This window comes from Thermotoga maritima MSB8, from assembly GCF_000008545.1.
GTDB lineage: Bacteria > Thermotogota > Thermotogae > Thermotogales > Thermotogaceae > Thermotoga > Thermotoga maritima.
Genome location: NC_000853.1, coordinates 747,473 through 767,287, shown reverse-complemented (window position 1 = coordinate 767,287; position 19,815 = coordinate 747,473). Strand labels below are relative to the sequence as shown.

The following is a 19,815-nucleotide window of genomic DNA, read 5'->3' as shown; positions in this document are numbered from 1 at the left end:
TTCTTGTTTCCATTTCACCTGTTTCTCGGGCACGTTGTAGCAGACCACGGTTTCACGAACAACGCAAAGATAAGAGAGTACAGGGGCTGGAAGCTGATCGGGCACATGATCTGGTCGGTCTTTGCCATCCTTGCCTTCACATTCGATGTTATCTTTCAGTCCACCACTGGTGTGGTTGTCTTCTTGGTCTCTGTGGTGGTGCATCTCACGGGAGATCTCCTGAGAGTCTATCTTCACCGGAAGGGAAAGAAGCGTTTGATAAATCTTCTGGAAGTCGCCCTTCTTGTGATTTTTCTTGTACTGAACGCCGCGGTGAAAGATCTCTTCAAAGGATCGTACCTGACAGCGGAGTTTGTTTTCTATCTGCTTGGGATGAACGCGGTATCCGTTGCTGTGACGTACGTCTTCAGGAACTTCGTCCCGGGAGATCCAAAGATATCCGATATCGAAGGGATCTCTGAAAGACTGGCTTTCTTTGTGTTCCTCCTCGCTGGTAAGGATCTCTTCGCTTTCCTTTCCCTCGCCCTTGGTTTTCTATACCGGCTTTGGAAGTTCAGAAAGCCCGATGTGAGGTGGTGGATGAGTCCAGTTTTTGGAGTTCTGATCTCCGTTCTCTGGAACTGGATGATGTACGGGAGGATCTTCTGATGACTTACGCGGTGGGGGACATTCATGGGTGCTTTTACGCTCTGAAGAGTCTTTTGGAAAAACTTCCACTCTCTGAAGAAGACGAGCTGATCTTCATGGGGGACTACGTTGACAGGGGACCGAATTCTCGTGAAGTGATCGAATTCTTGATAGAACTTTCGAAACACCACAGGTGTATTTTTTTGAGAGGAAATCACGAAGAAATGCTTCTGAACTGTGTGAAGAATGGCTCTGATTGTGATCTGTGGTTCTTCAACGGAGCAAGAAGCACGGTGGAAAGCTTCGGAGGAGTCGAAGAGATCAAAAAATTTCTTCCTTTTTTCGAAAACACCGTATACCACTATGAAAAGGAAAACTACGTTTTCGTTCATGGAGGGGTAAGACCGGGTGTCTCCCTCGAGGATCAGGATCCTTTCGATCTTGTCTGGATAAGGGACGAGTTCATCTACAGTGAAAATCCTCTTCCAGGAAAGATCGTGGTGTTCGGACACACTCCCTTTGAAGAGCCGTTCGTTTCTCGCGATAAAATTGGAATCGATACGGGATGTGTCTACGGAGGAAGACTCACCGCTCTTAGGGTTGAAGATAGAAAATTCTTTCAGGTAGAATGTGCAAACAGGAGATGGTAGAGTGAAAGCGGTCTATCCAGGATCTTTTGATCCCATCACTCTCGGACATGTGGACATCATCAAAAGAGCGCTTTCTATTTTCGACGAGCTTGTGGTCCTCGTCACGGAGAATCCGAGAAAAAAGTGTATGTTCACCTTGGAGGAAAGGAAAAAGCTGATAGAAGAGGTTCTCAGCGACCTAGATGGAGTGAAGGTGGATGTTCATCATGGCTTACTCGTGGATTATTTGAAAAAACATGGTATAAAAGTCTTGGTGAGAGGACTCAGGGCTGTGACCGACTACGAGTACGAGCTGCAGATGGCGCTTGCAAACAAAAAATTGTACAGCGATCTGGAAACAGTGTTTCTGATCGCAAGCGAAAAATTTTCTTTCATATCCTCCAGTCTTGTGAAGGAAGTGGCCCTGTACGGCGGTGATGTGACCGAATGGGTACCACCCGAGGTAGCCAGAGCCCTGAACGAAAAGTTGAAGGAGGGAAAGCGATGAAGATAAAGGTGAAGCTTCCAGACGGAAAAGAAAAAGAGTACGACAGAGGCATCACACCGGCGGAGATCGCAAAAGAACTGGGCATAAAAAAGGCGATCGGAGCGGTTGTTAACGGTGAACTCTGGGACCTGAAAAGACCCATCGAAAATGACTGCGAACTGCGGCTTGTAACTCTGGAGGATCCCGAGGCACCCGAGTTCTACAGACACACCATGGCACACATCCTCGCACAGGCTGTGATGAGACTCTATGGAAAAGAAAACGTAAAACTGGGAATCGGCCCCACCATTGAGAACGGTTTTTACTACGATTTCGATATAAAGAACGGAAGGCTCACAGAGGAAGATCTCCCAAAGATAGAACAGGAGATGAAGAAGATAATAAAGGAAAATCTTCCTATAGAAAGAAAGGAGATCAGCAAAGAAGAGGCAAGAGAACTTTTCAGAGATCAGCCTTACAAACTCGAGCTAATAGAGGAGATCGAAGGCAACAGAGTAACGATCTACCGTCAGGGAGAGTTCGTGGATCTCTGCAGAGGTCCTCATCTTCCTTCGACAGGAATAGTGAAGCACTTCAAACTCCTCTCCGTTTCAGGCGCGTACTGGCGAGGCAGTGAGAAGAATCCCATGCTCACAAGAGTTTACGGAACGGCCTTCGCCAAAAAGGAAGACCTCGACAATTACTTGAAATTCCTTGAAGAAGCCCAGCGAAGGGACCACAGAAAATTGGGACCTCAACTCGAACTTTTCATGCTGAACACCGAGTACGCTCCCGGTATGCCGTTCTTCCTTCCAAAGGGAGTCGTAGTGCTCAACGAATTGATGAAATTTTCCAGAGAACTCCATCGTGAGAGAGGATACCAGGAGATCTTCACACCGCTCATAATGAACGAGCAGCTCTGGAAGATCTCCGGTCACTGGGATCACTACGCTGAGAACATGTACTTCATAGAGAAAGACGAGGAAAGGTACGCGGTGAAACCCATGAACTGTCCCGGTCACATTCTCGTGTACAAGAGCAGGACGGTTTCCTACAGGGACCTACCGCTGAGATTCTTCGAGTTTGGCCGGGTTCACAGATACGAGAGAAGCGGAGTTCTCCACGGTCTCATGAGGGTGAGATCCTTCACACAGGACGATGCACACATATTCTGCACTCCCGATCAGATCGAGGAAGAGATACTCGGCGTTCTCGATCTCATAAACACCATCTACAGCCAATTCGGCTTCACCTACAGAGTGGAACTCAGCACAATGCCCGAAGATCACATGGGTGACGAAGCGATTTGGGAGAAGGCAACAACCGCCTTGAAGAATGCCTTAGAAAGGGCCGGGCTCTCGTACAAAGTGAACGAGGGTGAAGGCGCTTTCTACGGTCCGAAAATAGACTTCCACATAAGAGATTCGATAGGAAGAGAGTGGCAGTGTGCCACGATTCAGCTGGATTTCATGATGCCCGAAAAGTTCAACGTCACTTACATAGGCCCAGACAACAAAGAGCACAGAGCCGTGATGATACACAGAGCGATATACGGTTCGCTCGAAAGGTTCTTTGGCATCCTGATAGAGCACTTCGCTGGAGCGTTTCCAACCTGGCTTGCACCGATCCAGGTGGCAGTTATTCCCATATCAGAAAAACACAACGACGGTGCGGAAAAGGTTGCAAGGAGGATCTCTCAGGAAGGGTTCAGGGTCTTCTTCGATAACCGCCGTGAAACTCTTGGATACCGTATCAGACAGGCTCAAACCCAGAAAATACCGTACATGATAATAATAGGTGACAAAGAGCTGGAGAGCGGGAAGATCTCCGTGAGAACAAGAACGGGAAAAGAGATAAAAGACGTAGATCCAGAACACTTCGTCGAAACTCTGAGAAACGAAGTTCTGAGCAGAAAGCTCGAACTTTCAATGGAGGGATAATCGTGAAATGTTTCTTCGAGAGTGAAGAATTCGAGAAAGCTGTGGAAAAAATAGATCGACTCTACGAAAAGGTCGATTCAATAGAGGAGGCAGAAATAGCTTTCTTGAGAGAAAAAAAGCCTTTTCAGGGAGTGGCTGTGGTGAAAGAAGAAACGTACACCATCTACAAAACTGGAGAGAAACTCGTAGAACTCGAAGACCCAGAAAAAGCTGCATCGATAGCGTATATCCTCGCAGGGGAGAAGTTGCTCTCTGGAGGCTGGGTGAGAAGGATGGTCAGCGGTCTTCTTCAGGCGATGATTGTTCTCATGGAGATAGAAGACGAAAACGGCTGGAGTCACTCTCAGAGAGTTGCAAGACTCGCAGAACGTGTGGGAAAGAAACTGGGCTTATCGGAAGAAAAGCTCTCTCTGTTGAGAGAATACGCCATGCTACACGATGTGGGAAAGATCGGAATAGAGCAACTCATGCTTTACACTCCAACCCGGATTAGAATTTTCGAGCAATATCCCCAAGATCACACCATCATGGGGTCTGTTTTTCTCGCGTCTTTAGAGGTCTTGTGGGATGTCGTTCCGATCGTGAGACACCACCACGAAAACTGGGACGGCACGGGATATCCCGATGGGCTCAAAGGTGAAGAGATTCCACTTGAAGCGCGAATAATAAGCGTGTGTGATTACTACGACGTTCTCACAAATTTCGTTTCGTCAGAATGGGAAGGGAGAACCAAAACACACGAAGAGGCACTGGAAATCATAAAGAAAGAGGCTGGGAAAAAATTCGACCCAAAAGTGGTGGAAGCTTTTCTTGAAATCTTCTCAGACGAGGCTGTCGAGTAAGACACCAACGAGGAGTTCGGGGGCTCTGAGACTCGCTTTGAGGATGTTGAGGGCGAGTTTCAATCTCTCCAGATCTTCTCTGAGTCTTTCTCTTTCGAGCGGATCTGTTTCTGTTTTCAGCTGTCTTTCGAGCTCGAGTATTTTTCTTTCGATCTCCTGCTGTTTGTCTTGAAGTTCCGATCCGAGGGAGTGAGTTCTTTCACTGCTTTTAGTTCCTGGTGTATAGATGAAAACTTGGGTTCTTCCCGCAACGGCCGCAAGGAACGAGCCTCTCTTCCTGAGATCGAGTGCTATGTTGCTGTAGATGATCGTCCCGCCCTCTCTGAGGGCTTCTTTTTTGAAGTAAATCAAGTTGGATATTTCCTGAGACAGGACCCTCATTATACTTCGGCTCGCGGGAGCGGAATGTGGAATACCGGGTTCTCCAGGATCGAGTTTGTATCCAAGAATGGGGTTTGAGATCATAAATCTCCCCCCTGAATTTTCCCGAGAACGTTCGTGATAGATGCCTTCACTTCGACGTTCTTCCCTGAGAAATCCATTATGATCTTTGGAAGTTCCGCTTTCCTGTGGAAACCGTGCCTCTTTCTGATACCGAGCTTCTCGAGAACGGGTCTCCAGCTACCACAGTTCACGTACAGCTTTTTACCCTGAGTCGTTGGAACTATTCGGTAAGCGAAGTGATGAACATGCCCCATCACAAGTATATCAACTTCTTCCACTTCATGTAAATCTCCGGAATAACCCGTCATGAACTCTTTCCAGCGAAGATTCCCCTTCAAGATGGATTTCGCCCATTTCTGAAGATAGTCAACTCTTCTCAATTTTCTGAGTGTGTATATACTCCTTACGAGTACTTTACCCAGCTCCACACCGCCGAACCTATTCACAAACACCTTGGAAAGCCAGTGCGTTCTCGGGAAATTGTTTTTCATCCATTTCCTGGCTTCTCTAGTCTTCAACATACTGAGAAAACTTTTCAGCCACAGTTCAACCAGATCAACGCTGAGATCGTAGATTTCCGTCACGTAGTCGAACCAGTGAAAGACGTCGAGCAGAGGCCTCACGTTGTCGTAATCTCGAATGACATCCTCAGGAGCGAAGTTAACCACCTGACTGTCGAAATTTATCATCATGTATCTGGCTATGTAGTCTCCAAGAGGCGGTATTACCTTTTTGGTTTTCCTGTCCACGGTGAAGCGGTTTATAACATCGAACTGGTTTCCATGGAGCACAAGGAGTTTGCTGTGAGGATCGTAGTAGTACGGAAGTATCTCGAACTTTTCAAAGCGATTCTTCAAGGCATTCTGAAGTTTTTTGTTTTTGAGAATATGGTAATCGTGGTTTCCCACCACGTAATATACTCTGTGTCGTCTGGAAAACTTCTTGAGAGTCTCAAAGACTTCGGAGTGTTTTTTCTCGATTTCGTCGATCACCGTCTCATCGAGTGTTTCTACAACCTCCTCGAAAGAGACAAGCCCAATTTCCTTCACCGTGCGACTTTCGAGTATTTCAAATCCATCACCAACGACGAAGAGTTCAACATCTTCAGTTTGAGACATGTCTTCGATGAAATTCACAAGCTCTTTATCGAAAAAAAAGTCGTCTTTCGCAGAACCGTCTCCTATGTGAAGATCGCTGATGAACACCCTCTTTATTTTTTATCACCCCATTGTTCGAAAAACTTTCCGATTCTCATAACCAAAGCGGTTGCTCGAAGTTCTGCTTTCTCACCTTTTGGTACGATGAACGTTTCAAAGGGGGAAACCTGTCTGTTGTCCAGTACACCGTTTTCTAGAATCACAATCGCGCAGAATCCTTCCAATTTTCCTCTTTCCAGTTTTTCTATCCTGAAGTACTCACATTCGAAGTTTTCAAAGTTCTCCACTATCAAGTCTTCGACTTTCCTTTCTTTCATCACTTTGAAAGCCTTTTCTATGTGGAGCTCTCTGCCGCGTCCCCAATCGTAAACCCTGTAGGTGAGGTCGGACGCCTGCTGAACCTCCACGAGAAGACCACCAGGCCCGAGGGCGTGGACCGTTCCAGCGGGTAGAAAAACAAAAGTTCCAGGTTCTATTTCCACCTTTTTCAAAGCTTCATCCCAGCTGTTGTCTTCAAGTGCTCTCTTGACCTTCTCCGGGTCTTCCCCTATGGCGATCTGACCTTTTTCTACGAAGTACCACGCTTCGGTCTTGCCCCACGGTTCGTTTTCCAGCTCCTGGGCTTCATCGTCGTTGGGATGAACCTGAACGGAAAGCCAATCCTCGGCAGAAATGAGTTTCACAAGGAGTGGAAAACGCGGCAACTTCTTTCCAATGAGCTTCTCCATATCTTCGTTGAGATCGAGACCACCTTCCGCCTCTGTAATGAAGAGTGGATGCCCGGATAAAAGCCATACTTCTCCTATTTTCTCGTTTGAACCGAACATCTCACCAAGGCGATAACTGCCCCATATCTGCTTTCTCAGTTTTGGAAAGACTTTTATCATCACGCTGAATACCCTCCTACTCTTATTTCACCGTCTCTGTAGTAGAAAACCGCTTTTGCAAGTTCTTTTTCCACACGAAACACTCTCTCGAACATGACGATTTCAACACCGGAATAAACAACCTCTTTCACAACAACGGAGGCGTTTTTAGCCATTTCTTCGGCTATTTCTTTGAGCCTTTTCAGTTCTCCCTCGTTTTTCTGAATGGAATCTCTGAGATTTATCAAAGTGTTGTTCACTTTGTTCAGAAGCGCTTCTTTGTCAGGTGGGAATTTGTCTTTCAACATTCCCTGAAGCTTTCTGAGCTCAACGAGCAGTTTCGTCAATTTCTGAACGTTTTCTCTATCAAGGGAGATCTGGGCAGAGAGGAGTTTTATTTTCTCGTTGATCTCAGGATCGACTCCAACTTCTACCCTTGTCTTAACACCTATAGGAGAACCCAAAAAATAGGTTTCTACCTTCACCTGAGCTATGGTTATACCACCTCTTATACTTCCTCCTTTACCGGAAACAACGACATTGATGGCCTTAACTGCGGAGTTCTCTATGTTCTTCTCCACCTGAACTTCCTCGGCCTCCACTTCTGCGCTCTCTATAAAAACGGCTTTGACAGTTTTCTTTGCTTTTACGAACGCCTTCCCTCTTCCTTTTATTCCTCCAGCTGTGATACTTCCATTGAAGGAAATCACCGTTGCCGCTTCTATAACACCTTTCACCGTGATGTCTTCCTGAGCCTTTACGACGAAATCTGGTTTCACATCACCTTTCACAACCACCTTGCCGGGAAAATCTATATTTCCGGTGGAATAGTCCACGTTGTCAACTTCCAGAGTGTCATACACGTGTATCGTACCGTTTGGTTCTATGACCAGAATTCCACTCTTCGTCGCGATGATTTCGTTGTTCTTCGTAGCAACGTTGTATCCCAAATGGTACTCCGGCACTCTTCCAGGTTTTGGTTTCACGGGGTTTCCAAAAACATCCATCCCTTCCTTTCCAGGAGTCGGTGGTATAATGCGGGCGATCGTCTCTCCTTTCCGCACGATCACTCTCTGCTTGGCGGGAATTTCTCTCAGATCTATTTTTTCTCCTTCATGAGAAGAAAATTCTATCTTTTTTAGAAGTTCGACTCTCCCATCTTCCCCATCCACCGGAGGAGTGCCCTCCGCTACGAGAACAGGTGTGTTGTACACAGGTGATCTTGCCAGGTCCTCTATGATTTCTTCCTTTATACCGTGATTTATTCCGGCGGAGAGCAGAGCATTCAAAAGCTCTTCCTTTGTAAGAGGAAGCTCGCTGGATCCCTCTTTTCGCAGAGTCACATAAGCCTGCATCCTGTCTTCAGATACTGTGATCTCTACCTTCACCCCTATCCCTCCGAATCACCAGGGATTCTCTTCCAGGAACTTTTTCATTGTTTCAATGGCCCTTTCGGCGAGTTTTTTTCTCTTTTCGAACTTATCCTTCACACGGACCTTCAGCGGAGGAAGGAGTCCAAAGTTTGCGTACATCGGCTTCAGATCTCCTTCGACCTTCTCTATTATATAACTGAAGAGCGCTCCCATCATGGTCTCCTCGGGAAGTTTTAACGGAGAGAGTCCCTTCAGGATACGATGAACATTGTAGGCCACGTAGATTCCCGACGCGGCAGATTCCATGTATCCCTCCACACCTGTGATCTGACCAGCGAAGAAGATGTTAGGGTGCTTTTTCAGACGGAAAAAGATATCGAGCAATTTTGGAGAGTTTATGTAAACATTCCTGTGCATAACTCCATACCTTACGATCTCGGCGTTTCTGAGACAGGGGATCTTTCTCAGAACTCTCTTCTGTTCACTCCATTTCAGCCTGGTCTGAAATCCAACGAGACTGTAAAATCTGCCTTCTTTGTCCTCCCTTCTAAGCTGAACGACAGCGTAGGGCTCTTTACCCGTTCTTGGGTCCACCAGACCTGTTGGTCTCAAAGGACCGTATCTCAGCGCGTCTTTCCCACTTCTGGCTATTTCTTCTATGGGCTGGCAGCGCTCGAAGAGGAGCTTCCGATCGAAATCCTCCATTTCTATCACTTCAGCTTCGACGAGTGCCTTCCAGAATTCCTCATACTCTTCCTTGGTGAGAGGACAGTTTATGTAATCCTTTCCCTTCCCAAATCGGTCTCCCCAGAAAGCGCACTCCATGTCTATCGACTCGAAGGTCACGATCGGAGATACGGCATCGAAAAAGAAAAGAAGATCATCACCGAGGAGCTTCTTCAAAAAAGGAAGCAAACCATCCGATGTGGCTGGCCCCGTCGCTACAACCCATATCCCTTCTTCTGGATCGAACTCGGTTACTTCCTCTCTGATGATCTCCACACTCTCAAGCCTTTCTATGACCTCTGTTACTTCTTTCGCGAAGATGTTACGGTCCACCGCGAGGGCCTTTCCAGATGGAACACGTGCTTTCTCCGCGGCTTCGAGTGTTATGGAACCCATCAGCCTCATCTCAGCCTTCAGGAGTCCTTCGGCGTTTGTTATGTCTTCCGATTTGAGAGAGTTGCTGCAAACAAGTTCCGCGAAATATCCTGTTTTGTGCACTTCCGTCATCTTCTTCGGTCTCATTTCAAAAAGACGAACCCTTATTCCCCTTTTTCCAAGGTTGTAAGCCACCTCTGAACCCGCGAGTCCTGCTCCGATGACATTCACTATCATTCTTTCACCTCAATTTTTTCTTGACAACGGTGAGGTTTCCATTTCTAAGAGGACGAACCCTGAATTCGTCGGTGACGCGAGAAATTATGTAAAAGCCGTATCCACCCTCTCGCGGATTCTCCAAATCAGGCGGCATGGGCTTCAATCTGGTGGGATCCACAGGAGGGCCGAAGTCTCTCACCAACATGTGAAAAACCTCGTCTTTTAACGTGTAACTCACGATGATTCGCTTCGTTTCATCGTTCTTGTAAGTGTGTTTGATCACGTTCGCGAGGATTTCTCCCAAAACTATCTCCATGTCAACGATCAAACTGTCTGATGATTCATGCATTTGAAGAAAATCTCGCAGGACAGAACGAGCGATCTTTATATGAGACTTTTTGGAGAACAGCACAACGCTCACGGTGTCGATCAATCCAGGCCCCCCTTTAAAATCAAAAACGCTTCAACGGGTATTCTTGGTGACAGAAGGGTTTTCTTCTCGAACTTCAGAATCTCTCTGAAAACGACTTCCACATTCTTTTCGGTCAACTCTGATGTCTTCTGTATGTCACCTGTTCTCAGGAAAATTTTTACCAATTCAGGAATCTGTATGTTCAAAGAAAAGTTGTACGCGGGCAGTTTTTCGTAGAAAGAAAAAGGTTCGTTCACATATCTGTCTATCAACAGAGCCTTTCTCACGGCTTCTTTGATATCCCTCTCTGGATCGGAAAAAGAGACCTTCTCTTCGTTGATCTGCAGCAATGTTCCAGCAGGTGCAATACCCACGTCTATTTCTCCGGCGTTGTAAATCACGTCCGCAAAACTTGAGAGTTTCTCCCTCAGAGAAAGTCTGGTTTCGAAGTTCTTCGATCGAACGATGAAGACCCTCTTTCCGGGTCGCCAGTCGTTGAACAGAACTTCCACGAGGTTTTCCACTTCTTCGCTGTACAGCCTCATTCGGAGAAGTTCGTGATTTAAAAGTTCAACGAGAACGTCGCGTCCTTGTGTCTTCTCGTCGGTGAAAATCGCCATCTTTCCGAGGACGGTCTGTGCCGGAAAACAGAAAATTTTCCCCTTCAGCGGAACGTTCGACTCCAGAACAGTCCTGGCCATTTCGAAAACTAAGTTCTCCGGTAAACCCAGTCCGTTCCAGAGTATTCTCTTTCCGTCACATATGACCACGTTTTCTGGAAATCTCAGCATGTTTCTCCCTTCTTTCCAGAAGACTGAAAACACAACCACAGTAGTTCTGTCTGTATATCCCGAGCTCCTTTGAAAGCCTCACGCCCTCCTGATAGGCTCCTCCCTTTCTGAAGTTCTTAAAGAAGAATTTTACCCCGTATTTTTCTTCAATGGTTTTTCCAATATTTTCTATCATCGGAAGATTCTTCCGGGGACTCGCAAGAAGGGTTGTGGAAAAAGACTCGTGACCTCTTTTCCTCGCTTCTTGAGCCGTTCTTTCAAGAAGAAAACTGATGCATCTCTCACATCGCTTGCTGCCTTCACCGAGATCTTTGTAGTCTTTGACCGCCGTGTACCACTTTCTTATCTCTTCTGTTGAATATTCACCGTAGCGAACATTCAGCGAAAAGTGATTAGCAACTTTGTCCACGGCCTCCCTTCTTTTCTCGTACTCTGAAAGAGGCTGGATGTTCGGATTGTAAAAGAAGAACTCGGCATCCCTCACATGGAATATTGTCGTGAGAAGATCCGGCGCACAGCAAACATGAATCAGCACAGTGCCCACCTCAGAAGAGTTTACTGGAATCGAGAAGGATAGTTACCGGTCCATCGTTCACCAGATGAACGTGCATGTGGGCTCTGAACTTCCCCGTTTCCACTTTCAAACCCTTTTTCCTGAGAAGCTCCACGAATTTCTCGTAAAGCGCTTTCCCCTTATCTGGAGGTGCAGCTTCTGTGAAAGAAGGCCGCTTCCCTCTTCTGCAATCTCCATAGAGGGTGAACTGTGAAACAACAAGGACTTCACCGTTTATGTCTTTAACGGAGAGATTCATTTTTCCATCTTCATCCTCGAAGATTCTAAGGCCAGAAACCTTATCGGCCAGCCATTCGCAGTCCTCTTCTGTATCGTTCTTTCCCACTCCAACAAAGACGAGAAGCCCTTTTTTTATGGCTCCCACCGTTTCTTCCCCGACAACCACTTTTGCTTCGCTGACTCTCTGTACAACTGCCCTCATTGCACCACCCTTTCCGCGTCCAGAACGTACCTGTAAGATCTGAGTCTGTCGAGAAGGCCGGTGAGTTCGACAGTGTTAGATATTTTTATGTGAATTTGTACGACGAGCGGTTCTTCTGACTTCAAAGTTTTCATGGCCACGAATTCTGCGCCAAGGTTCGTTATTCGATCTATCAAACTCGGAAGGTTTTTTTCCGAGTTGAGGACCACCCTTATGTGCGCATCGAACATCTCTGAGGTTTCAAGGTTCCATTCAGCTGGGAATATCCTGTCCTGTGACATGTTCTTCAGGTTCCTACAATCCCTCCTGTGTATAGTCATACCCCTTCTACTCACTACAGCCACTATGGGATCGCCCATGATCGGATGACAGCACTTCGCGATGTGGAACTCTATGCTATCTATCCCATCTACCTTCACAAGATTCTGTATCCTCGTCTTTTTCTTCGTGGATCGCTTTTTCACAACGATCTTTTTTCCCAGAATAGCTTCTATGAGATCCTGTGTGGTGATGCTACCTTCTCCGATTCTCATGAAGAAATCTTTTTCCTGATACGTGTTCAAATACCTTTTGATTCCTTCCGTTTGCATCACTTCTTCGAAAGATTTTCCGAGCTTTCGACAGATCTTTCTGAGAACTTCCTTCCCTCTTTCTACAAGTTCCGGCGCGAGTTTTTCCTTCAGAAATCTTCTGATTTTTGCTCGTGCGCTGTGGGTTTTGGCGTACTTCAGCCAGTCGACACTGGGACCCGGAGAATTCTTGTTGACAATTATTTCAACAACATCTCCGTTTTTCAGTTGATAGTCGATGGGAACGATCTTTCCGTTCACTTTCGCTCCACTGTAGTGATGCCCTATCTCTGTGTGTATCGCATACGCGAAATCAATTGGTGTGGAACCTTTGGGAAGATGCAGAATATCTCCCTTTGGGGTGAAGACAAACACCTCGTCCATCTGAAGTTCTTTCTTGATATCTTCAAACTCGGTGAATCCCTGGGCGAGTTCTTTTCTCCAATCGAGAAGCCTCTCTATCCATTCTTTTGCCGTTTTCACGTCTGGCCTTTCTTTGTATATCCAGTGAGCAATCAAACCGTACTCGGCTTCTCTGTGCATCTCCTCATCTCTTATTTGTATCTCAAGGGGTTCGCCGTAACCTGTTATCACAGTTGTGTGGAGCGAGCGGTAACCGTTCGACTTCGGCGCGGCGATGTAATCTTTGAACCTTCCCGGAAGTGGTTTCCAGATGTTGTGAACGATCCCAAGAACGGTGTAGCAAGTGGTCACATCTTTCACTATCACCCTAAGGGCGATCAAATCGTAGATTTCTTCGAATTTTTTCCCTTTTTCTTTCATTTTCCTCCATATGCTGTAATAATGCTTGTACCTTCCCTCCACAATCGCTTTTATTTTGTGCTCTTCCAAAGCACTTTTGAGAAGGGAGATGTATTCATTGGTTCTCTTTTCTCTCTCTTTTCTCTTTTCAGCGACGAGCTCCTTTATCTTGTAATATTCTTCCGGGTACAGCACTTTGAAAGCCAGGTCTTCGAGTTCAGACTTTATCGAGTAGATTCCAAGCTTATGAGCCAGAGGTGCGTAGATCTCGAGGGTTTCGTAAGCCTTGTACCTCTTCTTTTCTGGATCCTGAACGTAGTGAATGGTGCGCATGTTGTGAAGACGGTCAGCGAGTTTTACGAATATAACTCTCATGTCTTCTGCCATCGCAAAGAACATTTTTTGTATGGTCTCTATCTTCTTGCGAGAGTCTTGATCACGACCGATCGGTGCGTTTATGTTGCTGACCTTGGTGACACCATCCACGATCCTGGCCACCTCAGGCCCAAATTCTTTCTTTATTTGATCAAGACTGACATTTTCGCCGTCTTCAACGACATCGTGCAGAAGGGCTGCGACCAGAGTCGTTACATCAACACCCAGACCTGCAAGGATTTTCGTGACTTCGACGGGATGAGTTATGAATGGCTCTCCGGAGAATCTTTTTTGACCTTCATGCACGATTCGAGCAAACTCATAAGCCTTTATGAGGAGTTTCTTCTCCTCTCTTGTGAAGCTCTTTTTTTTGAGACTTTCCAGCTCTCTGATTACCACTTTCGCTTCCGTTTCGATCTCTGTTCGATTGATCACAATTTCACCACCGAATTCACCTTCTGTGGAGAAAATTATAACACGGGAGAGGAGCATAAGCCGGATTCTGTCGTGGGCGGTCATCAATCTGGGGTGTGCGTTACCGCACACCTCAAGCGGCCAACCCGGGGGAATAGGGGGAGCGACCCAACCCCCTGCTTGGCCTTGCTCCAGGTGGGGGTTGCCAAGCCGCCGGGTTGCCCCGACGCTGGTGGGCTCTTACCCCACCGTTCCACCCTTGCCCTCAACGGGCGGTCTTCTTCTCTATGGCCCTGTCCGAGGGTCACCCCTCCCGGGCGTTACCCGGCACCCCGCTCCAGAGTCCGGACTTTCCTCGGGAAGCGCAGGTGTGCGCCCCCGCGACCGCCTGCTCCTCTCCCCGGTTTAATTAGACTCTCTCGGTCTCAATGTCGTTCCGGTAAAAAGCGCTACCAGAACGAGTATTCCTCCCAAAAGTTGAAGGAAAGACATACGCTCTCCAAGAAGGAGAAACGAAAGCACAAGAGAAACAAAAGGTTGAGTCATGTAAACGAGCGCAGTCGTGTTGTTTCCCACTTCCTTCTGATACCTCATCTGCCAGAGGATACCGAGGGTCGTAGCGAACACTCCGCTGTAGATCCCCACAGAAATCGCTTCGAGATTCAGGTGCCACCTTTCGCCCAATCCAAAAAGGAAATTAACGGCTCCAACGGTCACGAATTGCCAGAAAAGCATGTTCTTTTCCTCTTCGGATCTGGAAAATCTGGTTATGAGAACCACGTGCAGTGCAAACAGAACCGCGCAGAAAAACTGAAAAAGATTTCCCAGTGTAATTTGCGACACGCCACCTGTGAGCAGATAGAGCCCCAAAAACCCTGAAGTGAAAGAGATAAAGTGAATTTTTCTCAATTTCTCCCTTTCAAGAAGAAAAGCAAACAAGGGCACAAGAAACACAAAGCTCGAAACGATGAAACCGCTTTTTACAGCACTTGTGAATTTCAATCCCCAGAGCTGAAATATGTACGCTCCACAGAGAACAAGCCCCAGCAGGAAACCTTTCACAAACCTGCCGGGTCCGAACACAAAAAGCGAAAGTAAGGCCGCACTTCCAAACCTCACAGTGTTGTAAACGAAGGGAGAAACGCCTCCCAGAACGAGTTTCTGAAGCGGAAAAGTCGAACCTTGAAGAACCGCCGTTAGAACGAGAAACGCAAGGGCTTTATTTTCCCGCCACATCCAGAACCTCCACCAGAACACTTGGTGCTATCGTGTGTTGAGACACCTTCACATCGTTTCCAACGAGAACTATCTTTCTCAGAAGATCGAGGAAGTTACCCGATATGGTGATGTCTTCCACACCATGCGCGATCTCTCCGTTCTCCACCCAGTATCCCTTCGCAAACAGTGAAAATTCCCCAGATATAGAATTCGCTCCCGCGTGCATCCCCTCAACTTCCGTGATAACGACCCCTCTGTCCATCTCCTTCAAAAGTTCTTCAAAAGATTTCTCACCCGGCATCAGCATGAGATTGACCGGACGTATTCCTCCTACGAATCCATTTCCCGTTGGTTCTACTCCTTCTTTTCTGGCCGTTTTCAGGTTGTGAAGGAACGTTTTCAGCACACCGTTCTCCAGCACAAATTTCTCGGTTGTTGGCACTCCTTCATCGTCGAAGGGAGTGCTGGAAAGTCCCTTGGGATGGTAAGGCAGATCCTTTATCGAAACAGCAGGATTTCCCACCTGCTCTCCAAGCTTTCCCTTCAGTGGAGAAAGATTTTTCTGCACGTTTTCAGCCGATATCATGGGTATGAACATCTCCATGAGATCAAGCAGCGCTGTATTTCTCATCAACACAGGATACTTCCCGGAGGGTATTGTTTTTGAGCCGATGAGAGAAATTGCCTCCTCTGCGGCTCTTTTCCCTATTTCCTCGGGATTCAGATCTTCCGGTGTCCGCGCCAGTTCATACCAGGAACCAGATCGCGGATTGGCATCTCTCGCGATTGCCATGGCGAAAAGGAAACCGCCATCCATCTGACTCTCAACGTCCAAACCCAGTGTGTTGGTGATGATCTTCTTTATTACCATGTCCTTGTACATGACCGTTGGTACCATGACAACGCGTTCGTCTTTCGCAGCGCTCTCGTGAGCCTTTTTGGCCATATCCATTTTCTCTTTGACGGAGAGCTTTTCGAATCTCCCAACGTACGTTTCCATTTCTCTGTACTCTTTCCCACCCTCGAAGAAGTATTCTTTCTCTTCGCTGTCTTTGACCTGCAAATTGCTCAGTGCCTCTTCGAAACACTTTTCTGGATTTTCCAGAACCTGTGTTCTGAACGTTCCTGTTTTTCCATCCTTCAGTACCTTTATCTCCACGTTGAACTTTCCTGCGTCCGTGTACTGATCGAGGTCACCGTTTGCGAGGCGAAGAGAAAATTCTCTGGTTTCCAGAAAACTTATCTGAACTTCCACTCCATTTTTCTTTGCAAGAGCGAACAATCTATCTTTGAATTCTTCGAAAGTCATTTGTTTCGCCCCCCTACTACGATCTCCTTAACTCTTATCGTGGGCTGTCCCACATCGGCTGGAACGGATCCAGAGAACGAACCACACATTCCCTGATCGCGCGCCAGATCGTTTCCCACCATGTCGATCTTCTGAATGATCTCGTGTCCCTTACCTATCAGTGTGGCGCCCCTCACCGGCTTCGTGATCCTTCCTTTTTCTATGAGATACGCTTCAGAAACCGCGAAGTTGAACTCTCCAGTGGCTGGATTAACCGATCCACCTCCCATGGTCTTCGCGTAGAGACCGTACTCAGTAGCCGCGATGATTTCTTCCGGGTGGTAGTCGCCAGGGAGAATGAAGGTGTTGCTCATCCTCGAAGTGGGTGGGAAAGTGTAATCCTGTCTTCTGCCGCTTCCTGTGCTTTTCATCCCCATTCTTCTCTCACCGAGCTTGTCCACAAGGTAGCCAACGAGAACCCCTTTGTCTATGAGCAGAGTTCTCTGTGTGGGAGTCCCTTCGTCGTCCACGTTAGCGGAACCCCAGCCGTTCGGAATGGTGGCGTCGTCCACCGCGGAAACACATTCCGCAGCCACTTTCTGCCCGAGCTTTCCCGCGAAAACGGAAGCCCCCTTCGCCACAGACGTTGCTTCAAGACCATGCCCAACCGCTTCGTGGAAGATAACTCCTCCGAAGCCGTTGGCAATCACAACCGTCATTTTTCCAGCTGGAGCGGGTTCTGCCTCGACCATCCTGGCCGCTATCCTCGCCGCCTTCTTTGCCGCTTCCTCCACATCTATTCTGTCGAAGAATTCAAAACCCATTCCTGCTCCGGGACCGTAGAAACCCCTTTCGAGCACTCCGTCCTTTTCCGCCACCGCGTTTATCATCAAGCGAGTTCTCACCCGTCTGTCTTCAGCCCAGGTTCCTTCTGAATTTGCAACCAGAATCTCCTGATCGTAGTCCCAGTACCAGACTACCACCTGCTTTATGAGTTCGGAGTAATTTTTCGCTGCATAGTAGGCTTTTTTCATGACAGATACCTTGTCTGTTTTTTCCACCTGAGCCGGTGGAATGAGTACCACGTGTCTTTCCTTCCTTTTCGTTCTGTTGAAATTGAACGTGAGATCCTCAACTTTCGTTTCCCCGAGCGCTTCTCCCACCTTCTTTGCGACGTTTATCAGATTTTCTCTCGAAAGATCGTTCGTGTAGGCGTAAACGGCTTTTGTGCCGAGAAAACCTCTTATTCCCACCCCAACGATCTCACCGCTCGTTGCCTGCTCGATCTTCCCATCCTTCAGCTCGTATCGATTCTCGTATTTTCTCTCAAAGAACAGCTCGGCGAAATCCCCTCCGCTCTTCAAGACAGCTGAAAGAACGTCTCTGATAACGCTTTCGTTGAGCACCGTGATCCCTCCTTTCTTTTTAACCATTATACTACTTCCCAAGTTCGGAGTGCTAACTATTTCAACGCCTTCAACTGGTGTAGAATAAGATCGATGGGAGGTGGATAACATGAGAAGATTTTTACCGATTCTTTTTCTGCTGATTGCAAGCGCCGTACTGGCTGGTGATTACGTCCTGATCGTTTATTCAGAGCCCCTTTCTCAGGTTTTCATAAACGGAAACTACGTGGGAACGGTCGATGTGACCGGTCAGATGATACTTACGTTGAATTCTTCCGGGAAATTCACCATAACGGTGAGAAAGAGCTGGTACATTCCTTTTGAAAGCGAAATCATCGTTTCATCTCCAGGAGAATTCGTTATATTCGCGAACTTGAAAGAAGCAGGAGCTCTGAGAGTCTTCTCGAACGTGTACCCCGTTGAGGTCTTCGCTGAAGGCATGTACTTGGGAAAGATTCGCAGCGTCAAGGATGTACTCTACGTGCCGGCCGGTACGGTGACGCTCACATTCAAAGCTCCGGGGTACAAGGAAGAAACGGTGACCGTCCAGGTAAAACCAAGGAGCGAGAACACAATCAACATCTATCTGGAAGAGAAAGCGCTCGTACTCGACTTGAAAGTGGAACCCGAGAGATTCTCACCGAACGGTGACTGGTACAACGACAAAACTACATTCTATATTTACCTCTCCAAACCCGCAGACCTGAGTGTGGAAGTTCTGAACGACAGAGGAGAAACCATCTGGTTCAGACAGCTGAAAGGCTCCGAGGGAACGAACAAGGTGATCTGGGACGGAAAAGGCACATCAGACGGAAGATACAGGGTGAGAGTAACTGCCTCAACCGACGATGAGATGCAGTCTGTAGAAAAAGAAGTGATCGTGGACAGAAGCGAGTACACCTACTTCAAAGAACTGTTCATCGGTTCGGTCCTCGCCCTGGCGGTTCTCCTGATCCTCGTTCACTAACCTCTGAGTACTACAAAATAAACGTACACAGAGTAGATGATTAGGAAAACTGCCCCTTCAAAGCGAGAAATTCTCCTCCTGGAGACAGCAAAAACAAGGAGAAGGGCCGACGTTATGAAAAGAAACCAGAGATCCACAGAGTAGTTGACATCCACAGTCAATCTTCCAAAGAACGAACTCACTCCCAGTATGAGAAGAATGTTGAAGACATTGCTTCCCACGATGTTTCCAACGAGGATGTCACTCTCTTTTTTCGCCGTCGAAACGATGCTCACCACAAGCTCCGGCAGAGAAGTCCCAACGGCTATCACAGTCAAACCTATAAACGCTTGAGAAAGACCGAAAGTTTCGGCTATTTTCACCGCGTTTTCTATGGCAAGGTCCCCTCCGAACCAGAGAGCAAGGATTCCCCCCACGATCATCAAAAGACTGACCGCAACACTCTTCTGTGGTTTTATCTCCTCCAGTTCCTCTTCCACCACTTCCTTCGCTGATGTGATCAGGTAATACATGAAGATGACCATGAAAGAAAGGAACACCACCCCATCGTGCCAGGAAAGATAATAATTTTTCAGAAACAAACTGATGAAAGAGATGGTCGCAAGGATCATGAACGGAATTTCAGATCTCACAGTGCTTCTTTTCACCGGCACAGCCCGAAGAACGGCAGCGAGCCCGAGGCAGAGTCCAACGTTTGCTATGTTGCTTCCAACCACGTTGGAAATCGCTATACTGGAATATCCTTTACTGGCGGAAACGAGAGAAGAAACGAGTTCAGGAAGGGACGTTCCAAAAGCAACAACAGAAAGTCCAACGATCAACTTGGAGATCCCCAGTGTCAGCGCCAGCGACGACGCTCCCGTGACGAGCCAATTTGCGCCGATCACCAGAATCGCTATTCCCAGGGCAGTCAGAAGAAAAGCCACAGCCTGC

General features: G+C 47.4%; 20 protein-coding genes and 1 other RNA gene. 6 read left to right on the top strand and 15 right to left on the bottom strand.

Going from position 1 to position 19,815, the window contains the following annotated elements:
* Window positions 1-3 precede the first annotated feature (3 nt).
* Genes TM_RS03805 through TM_RS03785 form a run of 5 tightly spaced genes read left to right on the top strand, consistent with a single transcriptional unit; the run spans window position 4 to window position 4,525 of the window.
* Window positions 4-648: a hypothetical protein gene (locus TM_RS03805; RefSeq protein ID WP_004080977.1), complete on the top strand. Its 645-nt coding sequence runs from the start codon at window positions 4-6 to the stop codon at window positions 646-648.
* The gene (locus tag TM_RS03800) at window positions 648-1,277 is read left to right on the top strand and encodes a metallophosphoesterase family protein (RefSeq protein ID WP_004080979.1); all 630 of its coding nucleotides are present in this window, start codon (window positions 648-650) and stop codon (window positions 1,275-1,277) included. The genes TM_RS03805 and TM_RS03800 overlap by 1 nt, the downstream gene beginning before the upstream one ends.
* Before the next feature lies 1 nt (window position 1,278).
* Complete coding sequence (gene coaD / locus TM_RS03795) at window positions 1,279-1,764, top strand: pantetheine-phosphate adenylyltransferase (RefSeq protein ID WP_004080981.1); 486 nt, start codon at window positions 1,279-1,281, stop codon at window positions 1,762-1,764.
* Window positions 1,761-3,683 carry a threonine--tRNA ligase gene (thrS, locus tag TM_RS03790; RefSeq protein ID WP_004080983.1) on the top strand — a complete coding sequence of 641 codons (1,923 nt, stop codon included), beginning with the start codon at window positions 1,761-1,763 and terminating at the stop codon, window positions 3,681-3,683. The genes coaD and thrS overlap by 4 nt, the downstream gene beginning before the upstream one ends.
* A gap of 2 nt (window positions 3,684-3,685) precedes the next feature.
* Window positions 3,686-4,525 (top strand): HD-GYP domain-containing protein, encoded by an 840-nt coding sequence (locus TM_RS03785; protein WP_004080985.1) that lies wholly within the window; start codon window positions 3,686-3,688, stop codon window positions 4,523-4,525.
* Here TM_RS03785 and TM_RS03780 read toward each other — a convergent pair.
* The 14 genes from TM_RS03780 to TM_RS03715 all read right to left on the bottom strand — a co-directional run bounded on the left by TM_RS03780 (window position 4,505) and on the right by TM_RS03715 (window position 17,915).
* Window positions 4,505-4,990 (bottom strand): hypothetical protein, encoded by a 486-nt coding sequence (locus TM_RS03780; protein WP_004080988.1) that lies wholly within the window; start codon window positions 4,988-4,990, stop codon window positions 4,505-4,507. The two genes, TM_RS03785 and TM_RS03780, sit on opposite strands and share 21 nt — an antisense overlap.
* Window positions 4,987-6,174, bottom strand: a complete 1,188-nt coding sequence (locus TM_RS03775; protein WP_004080989.1) for a UDP-2,3-diacylglucosamine diphosphatase — start codon at window positions 6,172-6,174, stop codon at window positions 4,987-4,989. Before TM_RS03775 ends, TM_RS03780 begins: the two co-directional genes overlap by 4 nt.
* Before the next feature lie 5 nt (window positions 6,175-6,179).
* Complete coding sequence (locus TM_RS03770; RefSeq protein WP_010865195.1) at window positions 6,180-7,016, bottom strand: type I phosphomannose isomerase catalytic subunit; 837 nt, start codon at window positions 7,014-7,016, stop codon at window positions 6,180-6,182.
* Window positions 7,013-8,380, bottom strand: coding sequence for a DUF342 domain-containing protein (locus tag TM_RS03765; protein ID WP_004080991.1), 1,368 nt, complete (start codon window positions 8,378-8,380; stop codon window positions 7,013-7,015). Before TM_RS03765 ends, TM_RS03770 begins: the two co-directional genes overlap by 4 nt.
* Before the next feature lie 15 nt (window positions 8,381-8,395).
* Window positions 8,396-9,703: a methylenetetrahydrofolate--tRNA-(uracil(54)-C(5))-methyltransferase (FADH(2)-oxidizing) TrmFO gene (gene trmFO / locus TM_RS03760; RefSeq protein ID WP_004080992.1), complete on the bottom strand. Its 1,308-nt coding sequence runs from the start codon at window positions 9,701-9,703 to the stop codon at window positions 8,396-8,398.
* A gap of 4 nt (window positions 9,704-9,707) precedes the next feature.
* A complete protein-coding gene (locus TM_RS03755) occupies window positions 9,708-10,118 on the bottom strand; it encodes an ATP-binding protein (protein ID WP_004080993.1) in 411 nt (136 codons plus the stop codon).
* Window positions 10,115-10,888: a DUF4940 domain-containing protein gene (locus TM_RS03750; protein WP_004080994.1), complete on the bottom strand. Its 774-nt coding sequence runs from the start codon at window positions 10,886-10,888 to the stop codon at window positions 10,115-10,117. Before TM_RS03750 ends, TM_RS03755 begins: the two co-directional genes overlap by 4 nt.
* The gene (locus tag TM_RS03745; RefSeq protein ID WP_004080995.1) at window positions 10,854-11,423 is read right to left on the bottom strand and encodes an epoxyqueuosine reductase QueH; all 570 of its coding nucleotides are present in this window, start codon (window positions 11,421-11,423) and stop codon (window positions 10,854-10,856) included. Before TM_RS03745 ends, TM_RS03750 begins: the two co-directional genes overlap by 35 nt.
* Before the next feature lie 10 nt (window positions 11,424-11,433).
* The gene (gene dtd / locus TM_RS03740; RefSeq protein WP_004080996.1) at window positions 11,434-11,883 is read right to left on the bottom strand and encodes a D-aminoacyl-tRNA deacylase; all 450 of its coding nucleotides are present in this window, start codon (window positions 11,881-11,883) and stop codon (window positions 11,434-11,436) included.
* The gene (locus TM_RS03735; protein ID WP_004080997.1) at window positions 11,880-14,024 is read right to left on the bottom strand and encodes a RelA/SpoT family protein; all 2,145 of its coding nucleotides are present in this window, start codon (window positions 14,022-14,024) and stop codon (window positions 11,880-11,882) included. Before TM_RS03735 ends, dtd begins: the two co-directional genes overlap by 4 nt.
* 41 nt (window positions 14,025-14,065) lie before the next feature.
* Window positions 14,066-14,403: RNase P RNA component class A (rnpB, locus tag TM_RS03730), an RNA gene on the bottom strand.
* 5 nt (window positions 14,404-14,408) lie between these two features.
* Window positions 14,409-15,239 (bottom strand): DMT family transporter, encoded by an 831-nt coding sequence (locus TM_RS03725; protein ID WP_004080999.1) that lies wholly within the window; start codon window positions 15,237-15,239, stop codon window positions 14,409-14,411.
* Window positions 15,223-16,530: a TldD/PmbA family protein gene (locus TM_RS03720; RefSeq protein ID WP_004081001.1), complete on the bottom strand. Its 1,308-nt coding sequence runs from the start codon at window positions 16,528-16,530 to the stop codon at window positions 15,223-15,225. Before TM_RS03720 ends, TM_RS03725 begins: the two co-directional genes overlap by 17 nt.
* The gene (locus tag TM_RS03715) at window positions 16,527-17,915 is read right to left on the bottom strand and encodes a TldD/PmbA family protein (protein ID WP_004081003.1); all 1,389 of its coding nucleotides are present in this window, start codon (window positions 17,913-17,915) and stop codon (window positions 16,527-16,529) included. Before TM_RS03715 ends, TM_RS03720 begins: the two co-directional genes overlap by 4 nt.
* 109 nt (window positions 17,916-18,024) lie before the next feature.
* Here TM_RS03715 and TM_RS03710 point away from each other — a divergent pair, with 109 nt between their 5' ends.
* The gene (locus TM_RS03710; protein ID WP_004081005.1) at window positions 18,025-18,882 is read left to right on the top strand and encodes a FlgD immunoglobulin-like domain containing protein; all 858 of its coding nucleotides are present in this window, start codon (window positions 18,025-18,027) and stop codon (window positions 18,880-18,882) included.
* On the opposite strand, the gene TM_RS03705 is transcribed toward TM_RS03710, so the two are convergent.
* Window positions 18,879-19,808 (bottom strand): calcium/sodium antiporter, encoded by a 930-nt coding sequence (locus TM_RS03705; protein WP_004081007.1) that lies wholly within the window; start codon window positions 19,806-19,808, stop codon window positions 18,879-18,881. The two genes, TM_RS03710 and TM_RS03705, sit on opposite strands and share 4 nt — an antisense overlap.
* Window positions 19,809-19,815: the final 7 nt, after the last annotated feature.

Excerpts from the sequence above, each read along its gene's own strand:
- thrS (WP_004080983.1), top strand. The coding sequence starts at position 1,761 with ATGAAGATAAAGGTGAAGCTTCCAGACGGAAAAGAAAAAGAGTACGAC.
- TM_RS03710 (WP_004081005.1), top strand. The coding sequence starts at position 18,025 with ATGAGAAGATTTTTACCGATTCTTTTTCTGCTGATTGCAAGCGCCGTA.
- dtd (WP_004080996.1), bottom strand. The coding sequence starts at position 11,883 with ATGAGGGCAGTTGTACAGAGAGTCAGCGAAGCAAAAGTGGTTGTCGGG.
- TM_RS03780 (WP_004080988.1), bottom strand. The coding sequence starts at position 4,990 with ATGATCTCAAACCCCATTCTTGGATACAAACTCGATCCTGGAGAACCC.
- trmFO (WP_004080992.1), bottom strand. The coding sequence starts at position 9,703 with ATGATAGTGAATGTCATCGGAGCAGGACTCGCGGGTTCAGAGGTGGCT.
- TM_RS03720 (WP_004081001.1), bottom strand. The coding sequence starts at position 16,530 with ATGACTTTCGAAGAATTCAAAGATAGATTGTTCGCTCTTGCAAAGAAA.
- TM_RS03725 (WP_004080999.1), bottom strand. The coding sequence starts at position 15,239 with ATGTGGCGGGAAAATAAAGCCCTTGCGTTTCTCGTTCTAACGGCGGTT.
- TM_RS03800 (WP_004080979.1), top strand. The coding sequence starts at position 648 with ATGACTTACGCGGTGGGGGACATTCATGGGTGCTTTTACGCTCTGAAG.
- TM_RS03750 (WP_004080994.1), bottom strand. The coding sequence starts at position 10,888 with ATGCTGAGATTTCCAGAAAACGTGGTCATATGTGACGGAAAGAGAATA.